Here is a 17,458-nt window from a genome sequence, read left to right as displayed (position 1 = left end):
TGGCACTACTGCCCTGGCCGCCCCGCGCCGCTACGGTCGACCGCGTGACCACCCCCCGAACCGTCCTGGAGGCCCTCACCCGCAGCCCGTTGGGGTTTCTCCGCACCGCCTGGCCGTGGCGCGCACTGGGATACCTGCTGTCCGGCGGATCGTTCGCGACCGGCGTGTACATCGGTGTCGGCGGACTGTTCGGCGCGCCCATCGGCACGGTCGCCAGGGTGCTCTGCGCGGGGGCCGTGCTGGCCTTCGCAGCCGCCCTCGCGGGCCCTGTGGAGCGGCGCCGACTCGCTCTCGTCGACGCCGGCGGACGACCGGAGCCCCCGGGCGGTCCACGGGCCGTCGGCTACGGCGTCGTCTCGGTCCTGGCCGTCGGCTGGATGGACCTCGGCGTCGTCCTGGTCTCGCTCGGCATCCCGGGCTTCCTTCTCCTCGCTCCCTTCCAGCCCACCGCCACGACCTGGCAGGCCGTGGCCGGTCCCTTCGCGGGCGCGCTGCTGCTGCCCGTGGCCGCGTACCCCGTCGCCGCGTGGGCCGGCGTCCGAGCCGCCGTGACCCGTGCCGTGCTCTTCCCGAAGGACCGCGAACTGCGCGAGGTCGTACGCTCCCGGGCCCGTCTCGTCGACGCCTTCGAGACCGAACGCCGCCGTATCGAACGCGACCTGCACGACGGTGCCCAGCAGCGCCTCGTCGCGCTCACCATGAAGCTGGGCCTCGCCGGCCTCGACCTGCCGCCCGGCAGCGCCGCGGCGAAAGAGGTCGCCGAGGCCCACGCTCTCGCCAAGGACGCGCTCACCGAGCTGCGTGAACTGATCCGGGGCATCCACCCGCAGATCCTCACGGAACGCGGACTGCCCGCCGCCGCACGGGACATCGCCGGACGCTGCCCGGTCCCCACGGACCTCGACCTCGACCTCCCCGGCCGGCTGCCGGCCACCGTCGAGCAGACGGCGTACTACGTGACCGCCGAGGCCCTCACCAACGTCGCCCGGCACAGCGGCGCCGGCCGCTGCCGCGTCACCGCCCGCTGCCACAGCGGTGTGCTCCGCCTCGACATCGAGGACAACGGCTCCGGCGCCGCCGACCCCGCCCGCGGTACCGGCCTCGTCGGCCTCGCCGACCGCATCGCCGCGGCCGACGGCAGAATGCTCCTGTCCAGCCCGCCCGGCGGGCCCACACTCCTCAGGGCGGAGATTCCGTGCGGCAGTCACTCCGCCTAGTCATCGCGGAGGACGCCGTCCTCCTGCGCGAGGGTCTCGTCCATCTGCTCCAGCGCTTCGGCCACCGGGTCCTCGCCGCCGTGGGCGACGGCCCCGCGCTGCTCGACGCCGCCCGGGAGCACCGGCCGGACCTGGTGATCACCGACGTCCGGATGCCACCCGGCCAGACGGACGAGGGACTGCGCACGGCCCGTCTGCTCCAGGCCGAGCAGCCCGGCCTCGCGGTCCTCGTCCTCAGCCAGTACGTCGAGCAGACCTTCGCGGACGAGCTCCTGGACGACCGCCGCGGCAGCGTCGGCACGGGCTACCTCCTCAAGGAACGCATCGGCGACGTCGAGGACTTCGCCGACGCCGTCACCCGCGTGGCCGCCGGGGCGACGGTCGTCGACCCCGAGGTCGTACGCCAGCTCCTCGCCCGCCGCCGCGACCCGCTGGACCGGCTCACGCCCCGCGAGCGCGAGGTCCTCGCCCTCATGGCCGAGGGCCGCTCCAACGCGGCGATCGCCCGCCGCCTGGTCGTCACGGACGCCGCCGTCGCGAAGCACATCGCGAGCATCCTCCAAAAGCTCGGCCTTCCCCCGTCGGCCCCCGACGACCACCGTCGCGTCCTGGCGGTGCTGGCCTATCTCCGGGCCTGACCCGGAACCGGCCCGCCCCTGACGGGCCTCGGCCCCGCCCGCCGCGACCGCACCGCGCGCAGCCCGAGGAAGGCCAGGAACCCGAACGGCGACAGCACAACGGTGAGCACCAGCAGCGGCCCCATCAGCAGGGCGGAGATCTCCAGCCGCCTGCCCTCCCGGTACATCCACTGCCCGATCAGCAGATCCCAGGCGATGACCTGCGCCCAGACGGCCCCGGCCCCGTCCGGCAGAGCCGTCAGCTCGCGGAAGGTGCCCAGGTCCGGGCTGCTGACCGCGCTCCACAGCTCGGGGAACACCGGGACCGCGAGCGCGAGGTACACGAGCAGCACCGGCACCACGGTCAACGGTGACCCGGCGATACGGGCGGTCGGCCCCCACCCCGGCGCGAAGATCATGAGCAGCCAGACGGGTGCGGCCAGCAGGAAGGAGAGTTCGAAGAGGAATCCGGTCATGGCACGAGGTCCTTCGGGGCGGGGACGGCTTCGGTGTCGGACGCCGTGGCGGAAAGGGGCGTCCGCAGGGCCGCGTACGTCCCGAGCACGACGACCGCCAGGATCAGGCCGGACGCTGCCAGCGTCGCCGCGTCCGGACGGAGCAGCGGCTGGCCGCGCAACGCCTGCCACAGCACCAGCGCGAACACGGCGGCGTACGCCCCCGAGGCGACCAGCACCAGGCGCAGCCGCACCCGGTCGTCCCCCAGCCGGGCGAAACGCGGGGCCAGGACGCTCAGCAACAGGACCAGCAACGGCAGGAGTTGCAGCGCGTGCATACCGAAGAAGTGCGGGATCCGCAGATCGCCGCCGGTGGTGGACCAGCCCGTCAGCGGCATCGAAGGACCCCCGTCCGGCACGCCCACGCTGTGTGCGCCGACCACCTTGGAGACGCCCCGCTGCTGTCCCGGCGCGGGCTGGGTCATCAAGAAGCCGATGGCGGCCCCGGCCAGCGCGAGGAGGATCCCGGATCGCATGGCCCAGGCGGATGCCCGGTCGGCGATCCGGGCCCGGAGCAGCAGCACGGCCACGACGAGCGTGCCGGCCCAGAGGATGACGACCGTGACGGCCATCGCGTTGAAGAGCGCCTCGTCGAACGGTGTCGCGTGGTTGAAGTGGCTGCGCTTACCGCGTACGACCTGCCCGGTGATGATCACCATCTCGACGAGACTGGCCAGCGCCACGACGGTCCCGGCCCACCAGCCGACGCGGCGTCCGCTGGGGAGGAGCGACAGCATCCAGGCGAGGGAGAGTCCGTACGCCACGAACGAGACCGCGAACTTCAGCGGCTTGGCCCAGATCGGCGCCCCCACGAGGACACGGTCGTCGACCAGCAGACCCGCCGCGGACACGACCGCCGTCACCGCCATCGCGGCCGAGAACAGCACCAGCGGTCGATGCCAGGACGACGACGTACGTAAGGACAACACGATGCCCACCCCCAGGTGAATGGATAGTGGCACTATCCACTATCCGATAGCTGAACTATCTATCATTGGCGCCGGGTCGGCAAGGGCCGACGCGAGGGGCAGGCCGAAAATGAGGGAGTGAACCGGCGTTGCGTATCGGAGAGTTGAGCCGGAAGACCGGGGTCCCGGTGCCGACGATCAAGTACTACGTCCGTGAAGGTCTGCTGCCCGCGGGCGAGCTGACCAGCCGGAACCAGGCCAGCTACAGCGAACCGCACGAGCGTCGGCTCCAGCTGATCCGCGCCCTGCTCGACGTGGGCGGCATGAAGGTGGCCGAGATCGCGGAGGTACTGGCGGCCGTCGACGACCCGGATCGCCCGCTGCACAAGGTGCTCGGCTCCGCCGCGGACCGCATGGGCAGGTCGGACTCCGCACGTGACGACGCCGAGTCGGATGCGGCCCGCGCCGCGGTCACCGACCTCATCTCCCGGCGAGGCTGGCGCACCCACGAGTCGAACCCCGCCGCCGCCGACCTGTCCCAGGCTCTCGCGGCCATGGGCCGGCTGGGCCACGGAGCCTTCGCCGATCTGCTCGACACCTACGCCGACGCCGCCGAACAGGTCGCCCGCGCCGACCTCGAGTACGTGGACCGGCACATGGCGACAGAGGAGAAGGTGGAGGGCGTGGTGATCGGCACGGTCCTCGGCGAGGCGGTCTTCAGCGCACTCCGCCGCCTGGCCCATGTCGACGCGTCGGCCAGGCTCTATGGCGCCAACGAGTGAATACGGCGGCTCCGCGGGGCAGCCGACGCGGCCCCGGGAAGGCATGACCCATGCCGAAGTTCCTCATCCAGGCCACGTACACGCCCGAAGGCACCAAGGGGCTGCTCGAGGAAGGCGCCAGTGGGCGGCGGGCCGCCGTCGACCAGGTCGTGTCCGGTCTCGGGGGGCGGGTCGAGGTCATGTACTTCGCTTTCGGGGCGGACGACCTCGTGATGATCATCGACTTCCCCGACACCGTCTCCATGGCCGCCGTCAGCCTCACCGTCAAGGCCAGCGGTGCCGTGCAGTCCCGGGCGACCCCGCTGCTCACCGTCGACGAGGTCGACGAGGCCACCCGCCGGCAGGTCGCCTTTCGCGCTCCTGGAGCGTAGGCAGCCGTCGGGGCGCATTACCTTGTGGAGGCATGGGGGGCATACGCAGGGACCCGCGAGGGTGGTGGGAGCACGCGCGGGCGTTGACGGCCGCCAATCCGCTCGTCGTCGACATCGGCATCGCGCTGCTCGTGCAGTGCGCGATGACCATGCCGTTCGTCGTGCCGCGCGCGGCCGGGGCGCCGCCCGCGACCTGGGGCGCTTACGGGCTGAGCACGCTCACCGTGCTGCCCCTGGTCTGGCGGCGGCGCGCCCCCGTCGCCGTGCTGTTCGCGGTGCTGGCCGCCACCGCGCTGTACGGGCTGGCCGTGGACGGGCCCGGGCAGCCGCTGCCGTACACCGGGCTCGTGATCACGTACACCATCGCCGCTCTGTCGACCGCGCGGAAGCGGCTCGTCACCGCGGGTGTGCTGCTGGTCGCCGTGCCGGTGGGGGTGTGGCTCAACACCCGGTCCGCGCGTGAACTGACCTTCTCCCTCATCGTGTTCACGGCCGCCTATGTCTTCGGACGGCTCACCGACGCCCGGCAGCGGGCCAACCGCGTCGAGGCCGAGCAGGCCGCCGCCCGCGAACGGGCCCGGATCGCACGGGAGATGCACGACATCCTCTCCCACGCCGTGAGCCTGATGATCGTGCAGGCGGAGGCCGGACCGGTGGCGGTGCGTGCCGCGCCCGAGCGGGCGGAGGCGGCCTTCGACGCCATCTCCGCGACCGGGCGGGACGCCATGACCCAGCTGCGCCGGATGCTGGGCGTGCTGCGGGAGGGGGCCGACGACAGCGCCGCCCCGCGTGCACCGCAGCCGGGGCTCGCGGAGCTGCCCGCACTCCTCGACCGGGTGCGGGCCGGGGGCCTCGACGTCATGTACGGGACGGCGGGAGACGTCCGGCCCGTGCCGGAGACGGTGGCCGCCACCGTGTTCCGGATCGTCCAGGAGTCGCTCACCAATACCGTCCGGCATGCCGGAGCACATACCGTCGCGGTACAACTCACCTATGGAGGCGGCGACTTGGTGGTCAGGGTGACCGATGACGGCCACGGCCCGCGACCCGGCCGAGGCGGGCGCGGGCACGGGCTCGCCGGGATACGGGAGCGGGCCGCGGCACACGGAGGGAGCGCGGTGACCGGGCGGGGTCCGGACGGCCGGGGGTTCGAGGTGCGCGTGACGATCCCCGTACCGGCCGCCGCGGAGGTGGGCCGGTGATGATCCGGGTCGTGGTGGCCGACGACCAGGAGCTGGTGCGCAGCGGCTTCGCGATGATCCTGGACGTGCAGCCGGACATCGAGGTCGTCGCCGAGGCGGGCGACGGGGCCGAGGCGGTCGAGGCGGTGCGGCGGCACGCGCCCGATGTGGTGCTGCTCGACATCAGGATGCCGCGCGTGGACGGTATCGAGGCCTGCCGCGCGATCAGCGCCCTGGGCGACTGCCGGACGGTGATGCTCACGACCTTCGACTCCGACGAGTACGTGTACGAGGCGCTGCACGCGGGCGCGAGCGGCTTCCTGCTCAAGGACGTACGCCGGGACGATCTCGTGCACGCCGTGCGGGTCGTCGCCCGGGGCGACTCGCTGCTCGCGCCGTCCGTGGCCCGGCGTCTGGTCGAGCAGTACACCCGGCTCGCCGCCGCCCGGCCCCGTCGCCCCGATCCCCGCCTCGACGTGCTGACCGGGCGGGAACGGGAGACGCTGCTGCTGCTCGCGCGGGGCCTGTCCAACGCCGAGATCGCCGCCGAGCTGGTGGTCAGCGACCACACGGTGAAGACGCATGTCGGCAATGTGCTGGCGAAGCTGGGGCTGCGGGACCGGATCCAGGCCGTGATCTGCGCGTACGAGACGGGTCTGATCGCGGCCGGTGATCCCCCGCCCGGGGGATCCGGCCGGGCCGGATCCTCCCCCGCGTCGGCGAGGAACTGACCCGCCGGAACCACCTGCGGGGGCGATCCGCGGAACGTGGCTGGTCCGGAGGATGGAGCCGTCCAGAACACCGCTTCCGATCAACGGAGTCGACCATGCCCCGTGCCCGTTTGCTGACCGTCGCCGTGCTCGTCGTGGGAGCCGTGGCGGGGCCGTCGGCCCTCCCGGCCGTTGCCGCCGCCCCGGCCGCCTCGTCCGCCGTGGTGTCCGAGCGGTCCCCGAGCCCCGCTCTCGAGGCCGCCATCGCGGGCCTCCCCACCGCGGACGCGACCGCCGCCCTCGTGCGGGTCGGCGGCAAGGAGGGCATCTGGCGGGGCAGTTCGGGCGTGCACGATCTGCGGACCGACCGGCCCGCCGACCCCGCCGCCCGCTTCCGCGCGGGTTCCGTGACCAAGGTCTTCACCGCCGCCGTCGCCCTGCAACTGGCCGAGGAGGGCCGGCTGGACCTCGACCGCACCGCCCGCTCCTACCTCCCGGACCTGATCCCGGCGTCGTACAAGGACGTCACCGTCCGGCAGCTCCTCGACCACACGCACGGCATCCCGGCCCCCGACTTTTCCGGCACCACCGTCGAGGAGGTGTACGAGAACCGCTTCCAGGTGTACGACCCGAGGGAGATGGTCCGCTCGGCAACGTCCAAGACACCGGAGTTCGCGCCGGGCGAGCGACAGCACTACCTCAACATCGGGTACACGATCGCCGGCCTGCTCATCGAGCGCGTCACCCACGACTCGTACGAGGACCAGGTCGCCCGGCGGGTGCTCAGGCCGCTGGAGCTGTGCGACACCTACTACCCGGGCACGAACCCGCGCATCGTCGGGCCGCACAACCACGGCTACCAGACGATGCGGCTCGACGACGGCACGGTCGGGCTCCGCGACGTGACCGTGTGGGGGTCGACGGACGGCTGGGCGGCCGGGGACATCATCTCGAGCACCGAGGACCTCGAACGGTTCACCCAAGCCCTGTTCAAGGGGAAGATCGTGCGTGGGCCGCTGCTGGAGGAGATGTTCACCCTGCCGGAGGTGACCGACTTCAAGACCGGGAAGCCGGCCGCCTACTCGGTCGGGCTGTCCATGATGGAGCTGGGCGGCCGCGAGGTGTGGGGCAAGACGGGCGGCCGCTGGGGCTACAACGCGGCCATCGCCTCCACCCGCAACGGCTCCCGCACCCTCGTCTACAGCGTCAACTCCACCAACGCCAAGGGCCAGGGCATGAACAAGGTGGCCCAGGACATCATGGTGGCCACCTACGGCAGGCCCTAGCCCCCCCCTCACCCCGCGGGCGGAGTCGCCCGCACCAGCCCCGTCTGGTAGGCGATGACGACCAGTTGGGCGCGGTCGCGGGCGTTCAGCTTGGTCATGGCCCGGTGGATGTGGGTGCGCACGGTCAGAGGGCTGAGGGTCAGGTCCTCGGCGATCTCGGTGTTGGACCGGCCCTCCGCGGCCAGGGCCATCACCTCGCGTTCGCGGACCGTGAGGTCGGCGAGGCGCTCCGGCGGTGCCAGGTGGGTGCCGGGAGCGGGGGCCAGCAGGAAACGGGTGATGAGGGAGCGGGTGGCGACGGGCGAGAGGAGGGACTCGCCGGAGGCCACCGTGCGCAGACCGGTCAGCAGGGTGTCGGCGGTGACGTCCTTGCCGAGGAAGCCGCTGGCACCGGCGCGCAGGGCCTCGGCGACGTAGTCCTCGGTCTCGAAGGTGGTCAGGATGAGGACGCGGGTGGCGGACAGCTCCGGGTCGGCGCACAGGGTCGCGGTGGCGGTGAGGCCGTCGGTGCCAGGCATGCGGATGTCCATGAGGACGATGTCGGGGCGGTGGGCGCGGGTCAGCTCCACCGCCTCCGCGCCGTCGGAGGCCTCGGCGACCACCTCCATGTCCGCGCAGGAGTCGATGAGGATCCGGAAGGTGGCCCGCAGCAGGGCTTGGTCGTCGGCCAGCAGCACCCTGATGGTCATGGCGTCGTTCCTTCCGCGAGGTCGGTGGAGGGCTGCAGCGGCAGCGCGGTGGTGACCTCGAAACCGCCCTGGGGGCGGGGGCCCGCGCACAGCTCGCCGCCGATGGAGTGGGCGCGTTCGCGCATGCCCATGACGCCGAAGCCGCGTCCCCGGGCGGGCTCCGGTTTGCTGGGGCCCTCGTTGAGGACCGTGATCAGCAGACGGGAGTGGGTGTACTCGAGACGGACGTGGGCGGCCTCGGCGGCGGCGTGCTTGGTGACGTTGGTGAGGGCCTCCTGCACGATCCGGAAGGCCGTCAGATCCACGCCCGGTGAGAGCGGCTTCGGCTCCCCTTCCGTCGCGACGGTGACCTCCAGGCCCGCCGACTCGCACGCCGCGACCAGCTCGGGCAGGCGGGCCAGGCCCGGGGACGGTTCCAGCCCGGGAGAGCCGGGGGTGTCGTCGTTGTCACGCAGCAGGCCCAGCGTGGCCTTCAGCTCCCGCAGCGCTGAGGACGTGGTGCCGGTCAGGTCGGTGAGGATCTTCTGGGTCTGCTCGGGGTTGGTGAGGGCGAGATGCGCCGCCGTGCCGGCCTGGGCGTTGGCCAGGGCCATGTGGTGGGCCACCACGTCGTGGAGTTCCCGGGCGATGCGCACGCGCTCCTCGGTGACGCGCAGACGGGCCTCCTCCTCCCTGGTGCGCTCGGCGCGTTCGGCCCGGGCCTGCACCGACTGGAGGTAGGCGCGCCGCAGCTGGGTCATCTTGCCGGCGGCGAGCGGCAGCATCAGCCAGAAGACCGGGCCGATCGTCCGGAGCAGCAGCGAGACGTGGTTCATGGAGCCGGAGAACACGGCCGCGAGGGTCACCGCCAGCAGGGTGGTGAGCCCGCAGGCGCGGGTGGACCTGCGGTCGGTGAGCGCGGCCAGCCAGTAGAGGGCCGCCATGACCGGTGCCAGCAGCAGGGGCGTCACCAGGTAGCCGAGGGCGACCGCCGCCACCGTGCAGCTCCCGGCGACGACGAGGACGGTGCGCGGGTGCGTGCGGTGCTTGAGCAGGGCGAGACAGGCCACCCCCATGAGGGCGGTGGCGGTCTTGTCCTGGTCCGGCGGGTCGGCACCGGGCATGGTGAGCGAACCGCCGAGGGTCGCGCAGCCCATCAGCGCCATCACCAGCGCGAGGTCGACGAGGAACGTGTGGCGTGCCGAGAATTCCTCGAGGCGATCCTGGTAGCGCCGCTCCAGACTGATGTTCATCGGGCTCTCCGGTCGATGGGCTGTGAACCATCGTGGTCGACCCCGGGCGGGAACGCCCGGGGGGCCGCCCGTGTCCTTCGCCACGGGCGGCCCTGGTGAGGGGTGCGTCAGGTGCGGGCCGGTTCCAGATCCGGCGCGGCGTCCGGGGCCGGTTCCGTCCCGGTCCCGCGGCTGAGCGCCTCGCCCTCCACGTCCACGCGGGGCAGCACCCGGTCCAGCCACTTCGGCAGCCACCACGCCTTGTCGCCCAGCAGGGCGAGCACGGCGGGCACGATCGCCATCCGTACGACGAAGGCGTCGAAGAGGACGGCGGCGGCCAGTCCGAAGCCGATCATCTTGATCATGGAGTCGCTCTCGCCGATGAACCCGGCGAACACCGCGATCATGATCAGGGCCGCGGCCGCGACCACCCGGGCGCTGTGCCGGAAGCCGGACGTGACCGCCTGCGCGGGCGACTCGCCGTGGACGTAGGCCTCCCGCATCCGGGAGACGAGGAACACCTCGTAGTCCATCGCGAGGCCGAAGACGATGCCCACCAGGAAGATCGGCATCAGGCTCATGATCGGTCCGGTCTGCTCGACACCGAGCAGCTCCGCGCCGTGCCCCTGCTGGAAGACCACGACGACCGCGCCGAGCGAGGCCAGCACCGACAGCAGGAAGCCGAGGGCCGCCTTGAGCGGGACGAGCAGCGACCGGAAGACCACCAGCAGCAGCACGATCGCCAGACCCACCACGACGATCAGATACGGGACGAGCGCGGCCTGCACCTTCTCGGAGATGTCGATGTTCAGCGCGGTCGTGCCGGTCACCTCGTAGCTCGCTCCGGTGCCCGACACGATGCCGGGCCGCTCGTCCCGGATGGTCGTCACCAGGTTCTTGGTCTTCTCGTCGGTCGGCGCGGTGGAGGGCACGACGGAGAAGACGGCGGTGTCGCCGGCGTCGTTGAAACGCGCCGGGGAGACGGAGACGACGCCCTTGGTGGCGCCGATCTCCTTGGCGATCGAGTCCGCGGCCCCCTTGGGGTCGGCGGCGCCCTTGCCGTCCACGACGATGGTCAGCGGCCCGTTGAAGCCCGGCCCGAAGCCCTCGGCGAGCGCGTCGTAGGCCCGGCGCTCGGTGGTGGAGGTCGGCTTGGCCTCGTCGCCGGGCATGCCCAGCTGGAGATCGGCCGCGGGCAGCGCGAGGGCGCCGAGGCCGACGACGCCGAGCAGCAGGACGGGTATGGGGCGGCGCAGGACGAACCGGGCCCAGCGGGCTCCGCCGTTGGTCTCGGTGCCCTCCTCGATCCGGCCGCTCTTGCGGGCCCGCCTCGGGAGCACCGCGTTCGGCCAGAAGCCGAGGAACGCCGGGACGAGGGTCAGCGCGATCAGCACGGCGACGACGACCGCGCCCGCGGCGGCCAGGCCCATCTTGGTGAGCATCGGGATACCGACCACGGCGAGCCCGGCCAGCGCGATGACGACGGTGAGCCCGGCGAAGACCACCGCGGACCCGGCCGTGCCCACGGCCATGCCGACCGCCTCCTGCGGCGTACTGCCCTTGGCGCGCTCCTCCCGGTAGCGGGAGACCACGAACAGGGCGTAGTCGATGCCGACGGCCAGGCCCAGCATCATCGCCAGGGTGCCGGTGGTGGTGGACAGGCCGAGGGCGCTGGACAGGGCGAGGATCGTGGCCATGCTGACGCCGACGCCGATGACGGCGGTCAGCAGGGGCAGCCCGGCCGCGGCCAGGGAGCCGAAGGTGACCAGGAGGACGACGGCGGCGATCGCGACGCCGATCACCTCGGCCATGCCGCCCGGCCCGCCTTCTTCGGCCAGCGCGGTGCCGCCCGCCTCGACCGTCAGCCCGGCGTCCCGGGCTCCCTCGATGGTGTGCTCCAGCTGGGTCCGGCTGGCGTCGGTGAGGTCGTTGGCTGCGACCTTGTAGGTGACGGTCGCGAAGGCGGTCGAGCCGTCCTTGCTGATCGTCTTCGCCTGGAACGGGTCGACGGCGCTCGCGACCTGCGTGCCGTCGCCCATACCGGACACGGCCTTCTCGATGGCCTCCTTGTTCCCGGCGGCGGTCACCTTCTCGCCGCCTGGCGCGATGAAGACGACCCGGGCGGTCGCCCCGTCGGCCGTGGCGCCCGGGAAGCGCTGTTCCATGAGGTCGAACGCCTTCTGGGACTCGATGCCGGGCATCGAGAACTCCTCGTCGGCGGCCCCCGGCGCCTTGAGGGCACCGAGCCCTACGGCGGCCAGGACGGCCGCCCAGACCAGGGCGACGTACCAGCGTCGCCGGAAGGCCAGACGGCCCACTCGATACAGGAAAGTTGCCACGGCAGCAGGTCTCCACATCCGGTGTCGATCGTCCGCCAAGCGTGTCCGTGACAAGGCCCCCGCGTCGTCGTGCGGCTGCCGACAATCGGGACTACTGAGAACGCAGTACGACCGGGCCGACGGGTCCGCCTCGGGTACGACAATCCCGGGCCCTGCGGAGCGACCTGTGCTACCTTGGCTGGCGTTGCAGTTTTGGTTCCCAGAGACTTCGAGTGCTCTATCGACCTTCGTCGACGAGCACTCTTTTTAGTTTCCGAGGTTTTCGGATCTCTCCGAGGGCGATCATTTCGGCGACTCCGAGTCCGTAAAGTGCGGATCTCGGTTACTGCCCTCAAGGGAGATTCAGTATGGCTACCGGCACCGTGAAGTGGTTCAACTCGGAAAAGGGCTTCGGCTTCATCGAGCAGGAGGGTGGCGGCCCGGACGTCTTCGCCCACTACTCGAACATCGCCACCTCTGGCTTCCGTGAGCTCCAGGAAGGCCAGAAGGTCACCTTCGACGTCACGCAGGGCCAGAAGGGCCCGCAGGCCGAGAACATCGTTCCCGCCTGACGCTGACGCGTCCGACGTGCTCGGGGCCCGCACCCACGTGGTGCGGGCCCCCGCATGTTTCATTCCCTACCCGGCTCATTCTTGCGAATCCTGGTGCGGCCCCCCAGCGGCTGTCTGACCTCCGGGAATTCCCCGATACGTGCCGCATCGAGGAAGGATCCCCTTGGATCGCACCGCTCGCAAGAACAACGGCTCGTCGCACGCCCGCAGGGCGGGGGGCGGCCGGAACCATTCCTCCCGTTCGGCCGGCGCGGGACGCGGCACCCCCCGGCGTCGTACCGCGCCCGGCGGCGAATTCGCGCCGCCCGCCACCATCACCCCGGCACTGCCCGCCGTCGAGGCGTTCGCCGAGCTCGACCTGCCCGAGCGGCTGCTGACCGCGCTGCGGGGCGAGGGCGTGGTGGAGCCCTTCCCGATCCAGGCGGCGACGCTGCCGAACTCGCTGGCCGGTCGGGACGTCCTGGGCCGCGGCCGCACGGGGTCGGGCAAGACCCTCGCCTTCGGTCTCGCCGTGCTGGCCCGCATCGACGGGCAGCGGGCCGAGCCCAAGCAGCCGGTGGCGCTCGTCCTCACGCCCACCAGGGAACTGGCCCAGCAGGTCACCGACGCGCTCACGCCCTACGCCCGCGCGCTGCGCCTGCGGCTCGCGACGGTGGTCGGCGGGATGTCGATCGGCCGCCAGGCGAGCGCGCTGCGCGCCGGTGCCGAGGTCGTCGTCGCGACGCCCGGACGGCTCAAGGACCTCATAGACCGCGGCGACTGCCGGCTGGACCGGGTCTCGGTCACCGTCCTGGACGAGGCCGACCAGATGACCGACATGGGCTTCATGCCGCAGGTGACGGCCCTGCTCGACCAGGTGCAGCCCGGCGGCCAGCGGCTGCTGTTCTCGGCCACGCTGGACCGCAACGTCGACCGCCTGGTCCGCACCTACCTCCACGACCCGGTGGTCCACTCGGTCGATCCGTCCGCCGGCGCGGTCACCACGATGGAGCACCACCTGCTGCACGTGGAGGACGACGACAAGCACGCCACCACGACACAGATCGCCGCCCGCGACGGACGCGTGATCATGTTCCTGGACACCAAGCACGCCGCCGACCGGCTGGCCAAGAAGCTGCTGGCCGTCGGGGTGCGCGCCTCGGCCCTGCACGGCGGGAAGTCCCAGTCCCAGCGGACCCGGACCCTCGCCCGGTTCAAGGACGGCGAGGTCACGGTCCTGGTGGCCACCAACGTCGCCGCCCGCGGCATCCACGTCGACAACCTCGACCTCGTCGTCAACGTGGACCCGCCCGGCGACCACAAGGACTATCTGCACCGGGGCGGCCGCACCGCCCGGGCCGGCGAGTCGGGCACCGTCGTCACGCTGGTCCTGCCGCACCAGCGGCGCGAGACGGCCCGGCTGATGGCCGACGCCGGGATCACGCCGCGGATCACCCGGGTCCGCTCGGGCGAGGCGGAGCTGAGCCGTATCACCGGCGCCCAGGCGCCCTCGGGCGTGCCCGTCGTCCTCACCCCGCCGCCCGCCGAGAACCGCCCCGCCCGCACGGGTACCGCCCAGCGCGCCCGGCGCGGCCGCCCCTCCCGGGGCCGCCGGCGCTGAACCGCTCCCCTACGTGTGACCCCCGGCCGGTGACAGGCGCACCACCGTGCCCTCCCCGTTCGCGGACAGCAGCAGGGAGCCGTCCGGGGCCGCGGTGAGGCCCGCGAACCGGTGGGCCAGGCCGGGGACCTGGTGGGTGAAGAGCGCCGGCGCCGGGCGCGGCCCGGTGCCCGGGGGGAGGCCGACAGCGAGGGATTCGGCCTCGACACGGGTGGCGCCCGTCGCCGGGGAGATCGACCACAGCCGGCGGTGCTCGGTGTCCACGGTGAAGAGTTCCCCGCCGTGCGCGGCGAGGCCCTGGGGTGCGCCGAGGCCCTCCGCGACCGGCACCGCCTCGCCGTCGTCGATGCGCAGGACCGCCCCGCGCCGGTCGTCGCTGACGTAGCAGCGCTGCTCGGCGTCGAAGGCCACGTCCACGGGGTGGTCGAGGCCCTCGGCGAGGACGGTCACCGTGCCGGCCTCGTCGATGGCGACGACCCGGCCGGCGCCCGTCTCGGCGACGACCAGGGCGCCGTCGGCCCGGGTCGCGAGGCCCAGGGGCTGGTTCAGGCCGTTCGCCCTGAGCCGGGTCGTCCCGGTGGCGGGGTCGTAGGTCTGGACGGTGCCGAACTGCGAGGTGGTGTGCAGGAGTTCACCGTCGGCGGTGATGCCGTGGAAGAAGGGCTGGAGGATCTCCGTCGCCACGTCGCCCGAGCGGCCCTCGTCGGGTTGTTCCGGCCGGGCCAGCCGGTAGTGGTCGGCCGCGTACACAGTGCCGCCGAGGTCGATGGTCACGCCGTAGGGGCCGTCCAGGCCGCGGGGCACGACCGGGCGGGTGCGTCCGTCGGGACGCAGTTCCGTGATGCCGCCGCTGGCGAAGCTGGAGACGAACATGCGGTTCTCCGCGTCGAACGCGGCGTTGTCCAGGCCCGTGACCCCGCTGGTGACCAGTGAGCGCGAGCCCGTGCCGTGCAGGTCGAGGCGGGTGACGATGCCCTCGGGGCCGCGTGACAGGACGTTGAGGACGCCGCCCAGGTCGAAGCGGACCGCGACCGGGTCGTGCACGTCCTCGGCGACCACCTCGGGCACCCCGCCGTCGGGCGGGATGCGCCAGACCTGCCTGCTGATCATGTGCGGGTAGTAGAGGCACCCGTCCGGGCCCAGCTGCATCGCGTTGCCGAAGGCCAGCCCGTCGGTGAGGACGACGGGGTCGCCGCCCTCGGGGAAGAGCTCCAGCAGACGGCCGTTCATCCTCATCTCGTTGACGAAGAGCCGGTCACCGACGCAGGTGATGCCGTTGGGGACCTTCACCTCCTCGGAGACCAGGGTGTACTCGCCGTCGGGGCCGCGGCGCCACACCCGGCCGGGGACCAGGTCGGCGATGTACATCGAGCCGTCCGCCCCGAAGGCCAGGTCGTCGGGCGACTCGACGGGACTGTCCATCGGGACGACGACCTCGACGTCCCCGGTGGCCGGGTCCACGGCGCTGATCTTCCCGGCGAGGAACTGGGCGACGTAGAGCCGCCCGTCCGGGCCGAACGCCACGCCGTTGGAACCCCACAGGGGGTTCGGCGGGTTGAGGCGCGTGGCCTGCCGGCGGGTGCTGCGCACGCCGGGCGTGTCGTACCGGGTCGGATGCGCTGGAGACGTCACGATCCCAGCACCTCGGCCATGCCGCCCTCCGCGCGCCAGCGCCGGATCAGCTCGTAGAACGCGACCGGGCCGTCGCCGTAGGACTCGCTGCGGGGCCGGGGCATGCCCTCGGCGTTGTAGTAGCCGGGGGTGCACTCGGACTGGAACGTGTACAGGTCCGCCGACTTCCGACGGATCGTGTCCCCCCAGGCGGCTTCCGCCTCGGCCGTCGGCTCCACACACGGGACCTGGCGTCTGACCGCCTCCGCGATGACCTCGGCGACGTGGCCGGCCTGTTCGTCCAGGACGTGCACGTAGTTCACGGAGCTGGCGCTCTGCACGGAGCCGAGCATGAACAGGTTGGGGAAGCCCCGGCTGTAGAAGCCGTGCAGGGTCCTCGGGCCGGTCTTGCGCCAGGAGTCCAGCAGGGCGGTGCCGTCCCTGCCGTACGCGGGGAGCTGCCCGGACAGCAGCCCGGAGACGCCGACCTCGAAGCCGGTGCCGAAGACGACGCAGTCCACCTCGTACTCCACTCCGCCGACCACGACGGCGTGTTCGGTGACGCGCTCGACGCCGCCGTGGTCGGCCGTGTCGACGAGGGTGACGTTCGGCCGGTTGAAGGTCTCCAGGTACTGGTCGCTGAAGGTGGGCCGCTTGCACATGTAGCGGTACCAGGGCTTGAGCTTCTCGGCCGTCTCCGGGTCCTCGACGATGCTCTCCACCCGGGCCCGCAGCTCGTTCATCTTCTGGAAGTCGGCGATCTCCTCCAGGCGTTCGCGCTCCTCGGGCGTGAGGGCGTCGTAGTTGTTGGTCGGGATGAGCTTCTGCTGGAGGCGGGCGCTGCTGGTCCAGCCGTCGGCGACCAGGTCCTCCTCGGCCCGGCCGCCCGTGACGACCGCGAGGAAGTTGTCCCTGCGCTCACGGGCCCAGCCCGGCTTCAGCGAGCCGGCCCACTCGGGGTCCGTGGGGCGCTGTCCGCGCACGTCCACGGAGGACGGGGTGCGCTGGAACACGTACAGGTGCCGGGCGTCCCGGCCGAGGTGCGGGACGACCTGGATGGCCGTGGCGCCCGTGCCGATGAGGGCCACACGCTTGTCGGCGAGCCCCGTGAGGCCGCCGTTCGCGTCGCCGCCGGTGTAGTCGTAGTCCCAGCGGCTGGTGTGGAACATGTGCCCCTTGAAGGTCTCGATGCCTTCGATCCCGGGCAGTTTGGGCTGGCTGAGCAGGCCGGTCGCCACGACGACGTGCCGGGCGGTCATCCGGTCGCCGCGGTCGGTGCCGATGCCCCACACGGACTCGGCCTCGTCCCAGCGCAGTTCGGTCGCCCGGGTGCGGAAGCAGGCGTCGCGGTAGAGGCCGAAGTGGCGTGCGATCGCCTGGGCGTGCTCCCGGATCTCCTCGCCCGGGGCGTACTTCCACTTCGGAACGTAGCCGAGTTCCTCCAGCAACGGCATGTAGACGTACGACTCGATGTCGCAGTGGATGCCCGGGTAGCGGTTCCAGTACCAGGTGCCGCCGAAGTCGGCGCCCTTCTCGATGATCCGGATGTCCCGCAGGCCCGCCTGGCGCAGCCGGGCGGCGGCGAGCAGGCCCCCGAACCCGCCGCCGACGACCACCACCTCGACGTGGTCGTGCAGCGGCTCCCGGGTGAATCCGGGCTCGGCGTGCGGGTCCTCGTCGAAGTGGCCGAACTCGCCCGCTGTACGGCGGTACTGGCGGTTGCCGTCCGGGCGGATCCGCCGGTCGCGCTCGGCGCGGTACCGCTCGCGCAGGGCGTCCGGGTCGAAGCCCAGGTCTGACACGGGAGTGTGGGGGGTGGACATGGGGTCCTCTTCCTCTCGTACCTCGCGTACCTCTCGCGGAGGCGGGG

Annotated in this window: 16 protein-coding genes; 9 read left to right on the top strand and 7 right to left on the bottom strand. The window is 72.3% G+C overall.

What is annotated here, in order from left to right; genetic code table 11:
- Nucleotides 1-44 precede the first annotated feature (44 nt).
- On the top strand, nt 45-1,217 hold the full coding sequence (locus AC07DF_RS13880) for a sensor histidine kinase (protein WP_478970269.1): 1,173 nt from the start codon (nt 45-47) through the stop codon (nt 1,215-1,217).
- Nucleotides 1,196-1,855, top strand: a complete 660-nt coding sequence (locus tag AC07DF_RS13875) for a response regulator (protein ID WP_478970267.1) — start codon at nt 1,196-1,198, stop codon at nt 1,853-1,855. The genes AC07DF_RS13880 and AC07DF_RS13875 overlap by 22 nt, the downstream gene beginning before the upstream one ends.
- On the opposite strand, the gene AC07DF_RS13870 is transcribed toward AC07DF_RS13875, so the two are convergent.
- Nucleotides 1,840-2,310, bottom strand: coding sequence for an ABA4-like family protein (locus tag AC07DF_RS13870; protein ID WP_478970265.1), 471 nt, complete (start codon nt 2,308-2,310; stop codon nt 1,840-1,842). The genes AC07DF_RS13875 and AC07DF_RS13870 overlap by 16 nt on opposite strands.
- A complete protein-coding gene (locus tag AC07DF_RS13865; protein WP_478970981.1) occupies nt 2,307-3,218 on the bottom strand; it encodes a hypothetical protein in 912 nt (303 codons plus the stop codon). The genes AC07DF_RS13870 and AC07DF_RS13865 overlap by 4 nt, the downstream gene beginning before the upstream one ends.
- Nucleotides 3,219-3,406: 188 nt before the next feature.
- Between AC07DF_RS13865 and AC07DF_RS13860 the strand changes: the two genes are divergently transcribed.
- From AC07DF_RS13860 to AC07DF_RS13840, 5 genes are all read left to right on the top strand, one after another.
- Complete coding sequence (locus AC07DF_RS13860) at nt 3,407-4,039, top strand: MerR family transcriptional regulator (RefSeq protein ID WP_478970263.1); 633 nt, start codon at nt 3,407-3,409, stop codon at nt 4,037-4,039.
- A gap of 50 nt (nt 4,040-4,089) precedes the next feature.
- The gene (locus AC07DF_RS13855; protein ID WP_478970261.1) at nt 4,090-4,410 is read left to right on the top strand and encodes a GYD domain-containing protein; all 321 of its coding nucleotides are present in this window, start codon (nt 4,090-4,092) and stop codon (nt 4,408-4,410) included.
- A 32-nt stretch (nt 4,411-4,442) separates the two neighbouring features.
- Nucleotides 4,443-5,612, top strand: a complete 1,170-nt coding sequence (locus AC07DF_RS13850) for a sensor histidine kinase (protein WP_478970259.1) — start codon at nt 4,443-4,445, stop codon at nt 5,610-5,612.
- On the top strand, nt 5,609-6,322 hold the full coding sequence (locus AC07DF_RS13845; protein ID WP_478970257.1) for a response regulator: 714 nt from the start codon (nt 5,609-5,611) through the stop codon (nt 6,320-6,322). Before AC07DF_RS13850 ends, AC07DF_RS13845 begins: the two co-directional genes overlap by 4 nt.
- Before the next feature lie 95 nt (nt 6,323-6,417).
- Nucleotides 6,418-7,587, top strand: a complete 1,170-nt coding sequence (locus AC07DF_RS13840) for a serine hydrolase domain-containing protein (RefSeq protein ID WP_478970255.1) — start codon at nt 6,418-6,420, stop codon at nt 7,585-7,587.
- 8 nt (nt 7,588-7,595) lie between these two features.
- On the opposite strand, the gene AC07DF_RS13835 is transcribed toward AC07DF_RS13840, so the two are convergent.
- The 3 genes from AC07DF_RS13835 to AC07DF_RS13825 form a co-directional block, all read right to left on the bottom strand.
- Nucleotides 7,596-8,276 carry a response regulator transcription factor gene (locus AC07DF_RS13835; RefSeq protein WP_478970254.1) on the bottom strand — a complete coding sequence of 227 codons (681 nt, stop codon included), beginning with the start codon at nt 8,274-8,276 and terminating at the stop codon, nt 7,596-7,598.
- Nucleotides 8,273-9,508 carry a sensor histidine kinase gene (locus AC07DF_RS13830; protein ID WP_478970251.1) on the bottom strand — a complete coding sequence of 412 codons (1,236 nt, stop codon included), beginning with the start codon at nt 9,506-9,508 and terminating at the stop codon, nt 8,273-8,275. The genes AC07DF_RS13835 and AC07DF_RS13830 overlap by 4 nt, the downstream gene beginning before the upstream one ends.
- 107 nt (nt 9,509-9,615) lie before the next feature.
- Nucleotides 9,616-11,826, bottom strand: coding sequence for an MMPL family transporter (locus tag AC07DF_RS13825; RefSeq protein WP_478970249.1), 2,211 nt, complete (start codon nt 11,824-11,826; stop codon nt 9,616-9,618).
- 347 nt (nt 11,827-12,173) lie between these two features.
- Here AC07DF_RS13825 and AC07DF_RS13820 point away from each other — a divergent pair, with 347 nt between their 5' ends.
- A complete protein-coding gene (locus AC07DF_RS13820; RefSeq protein ID WP_003991681.1) occupies nt 12,174-12,377 on the top strand; it encodes a cold-shock protein in 204 nt (67 codons plus the stop codon).
- Between the two features lie 163 nt (nt 12,378-12,540).
- Entirely contained in the window at nt 12,541-13,977 is a 1,437-nt protein-coding gene (locus AC07DF_RS13815) for a DEAD/DEAH box helicase (RefSeq protein ID WP_478970247.1), read from the top strand.
- A 9-nt stretch (nt 13,978-13,986) separates the two neighbouring features.
- Here the strand turns inward: AC07DF_RS13815 and AC07DF_RS13810 are convergent, their stop codons facing one another.
- Nucleotides 13,987-15,609 (bottom strand): hypothetical protein, encoded by a 1,623-nt coding sequence (locus AC07DF_RS13810; protein WP_478970245.1) that lies wholly within the window; start codon nt 15,607-15,609, stop codon nt 13,987-13,989.
- Nucleotides 15,606-17,411, bottom strand: coding sequence for a flavin-containing monooxygenase (locus tag AC07DF_RS13805; protein ID WP_478970243.1), 1,806 nt, complete (start codon nt 17,409-17,411; stop codon nt 15,606-15,608). Before AC07DF_RS13805 ends, AC07DF_RS13810 begins: the two co-directional genes overlap by 4 nt.
- Between the last annotated feature and the right edge of the window lie 47 nt (nt 17,412-17,458).

The sequence above is a fragment of the Streptomyces sp. NPDC044719 genome (assembly GCF_056433405.1).
Note: the sequence above shows the minus strand (reverse complement) of the source record. Positions and strands in the feature narration are given on the sequence as shown.

Excerpts from the sequence above, each read along its gene's own strand:
- AC07DF_RS13870 (WP_478970265.1), bottom strand. The coding sequence starts at position 2,310 with ATGACCGGATTCCTCTTCGAACTCTCCTTCCTGCTGGCCGCACCCGTC.
- AC07DF_RS13865 (WP_478970981.1), bottom strand. The coding sequence starts at position 3,218 with ATGGCGGTGACGGCGGTCGTGTCCGCGGCGGGTCTGCTGGTCGACGAC.
- AC07DF_RS13855 (WP_478970261.1), top strand. The coding sequence starts at position 4,090 with ATGCCGAAGTTCCTCATCCAGGCCACGTACACGCCCGAAGGCACCAAG.
- AC07DF_RS13850 (WP_478970259.1), top strand. The coding sequence starts at position 4,443 with ATGGGGGGCATACGCAGGGACCCGCGAGGGTGGTGGGAGCACGCGCGG.
- AC07DF_RS13840 (WP_478970255.1), top strand. The coding sequence starts at position 6,418 with ATGCCCCGTGCCCGTTTGCTGACCGTCGCCGTGCTCGTCGTGGGAGCC.
- AC07DF_RS13835 (WP_478970254.1), bottom strand. The coding sequence starts at position 8,276 with ATGACCATCAGGGTGCTGCTGGCCGACGACCAAGCCCTGCTGCGGGCC.
- AC07DF_RS13830 (WP_478970251.1), bottom strand. The coding sequence starts at position 9,508 with ATGAACATCAGTCTGGAGCGGCGCTACCAGGATCGCCTCGAGGAATTC.
- AC07DF_RS13820 (WP_003991681.1), top strand. The coding sequence starts at position 12,174 with ATGGCTACCGGCACCGTGAAGTGGTTCAACTCGGAAAAGGGCTTCGGC.
- AC07DF_RS13805 (WP_478970243.1), bottom strand. The coding sequence starts at position 17,411 with ATGTCCACCCCCCACACTCCCGTGTCAGACCTGGGCTTCGACCCGGAC.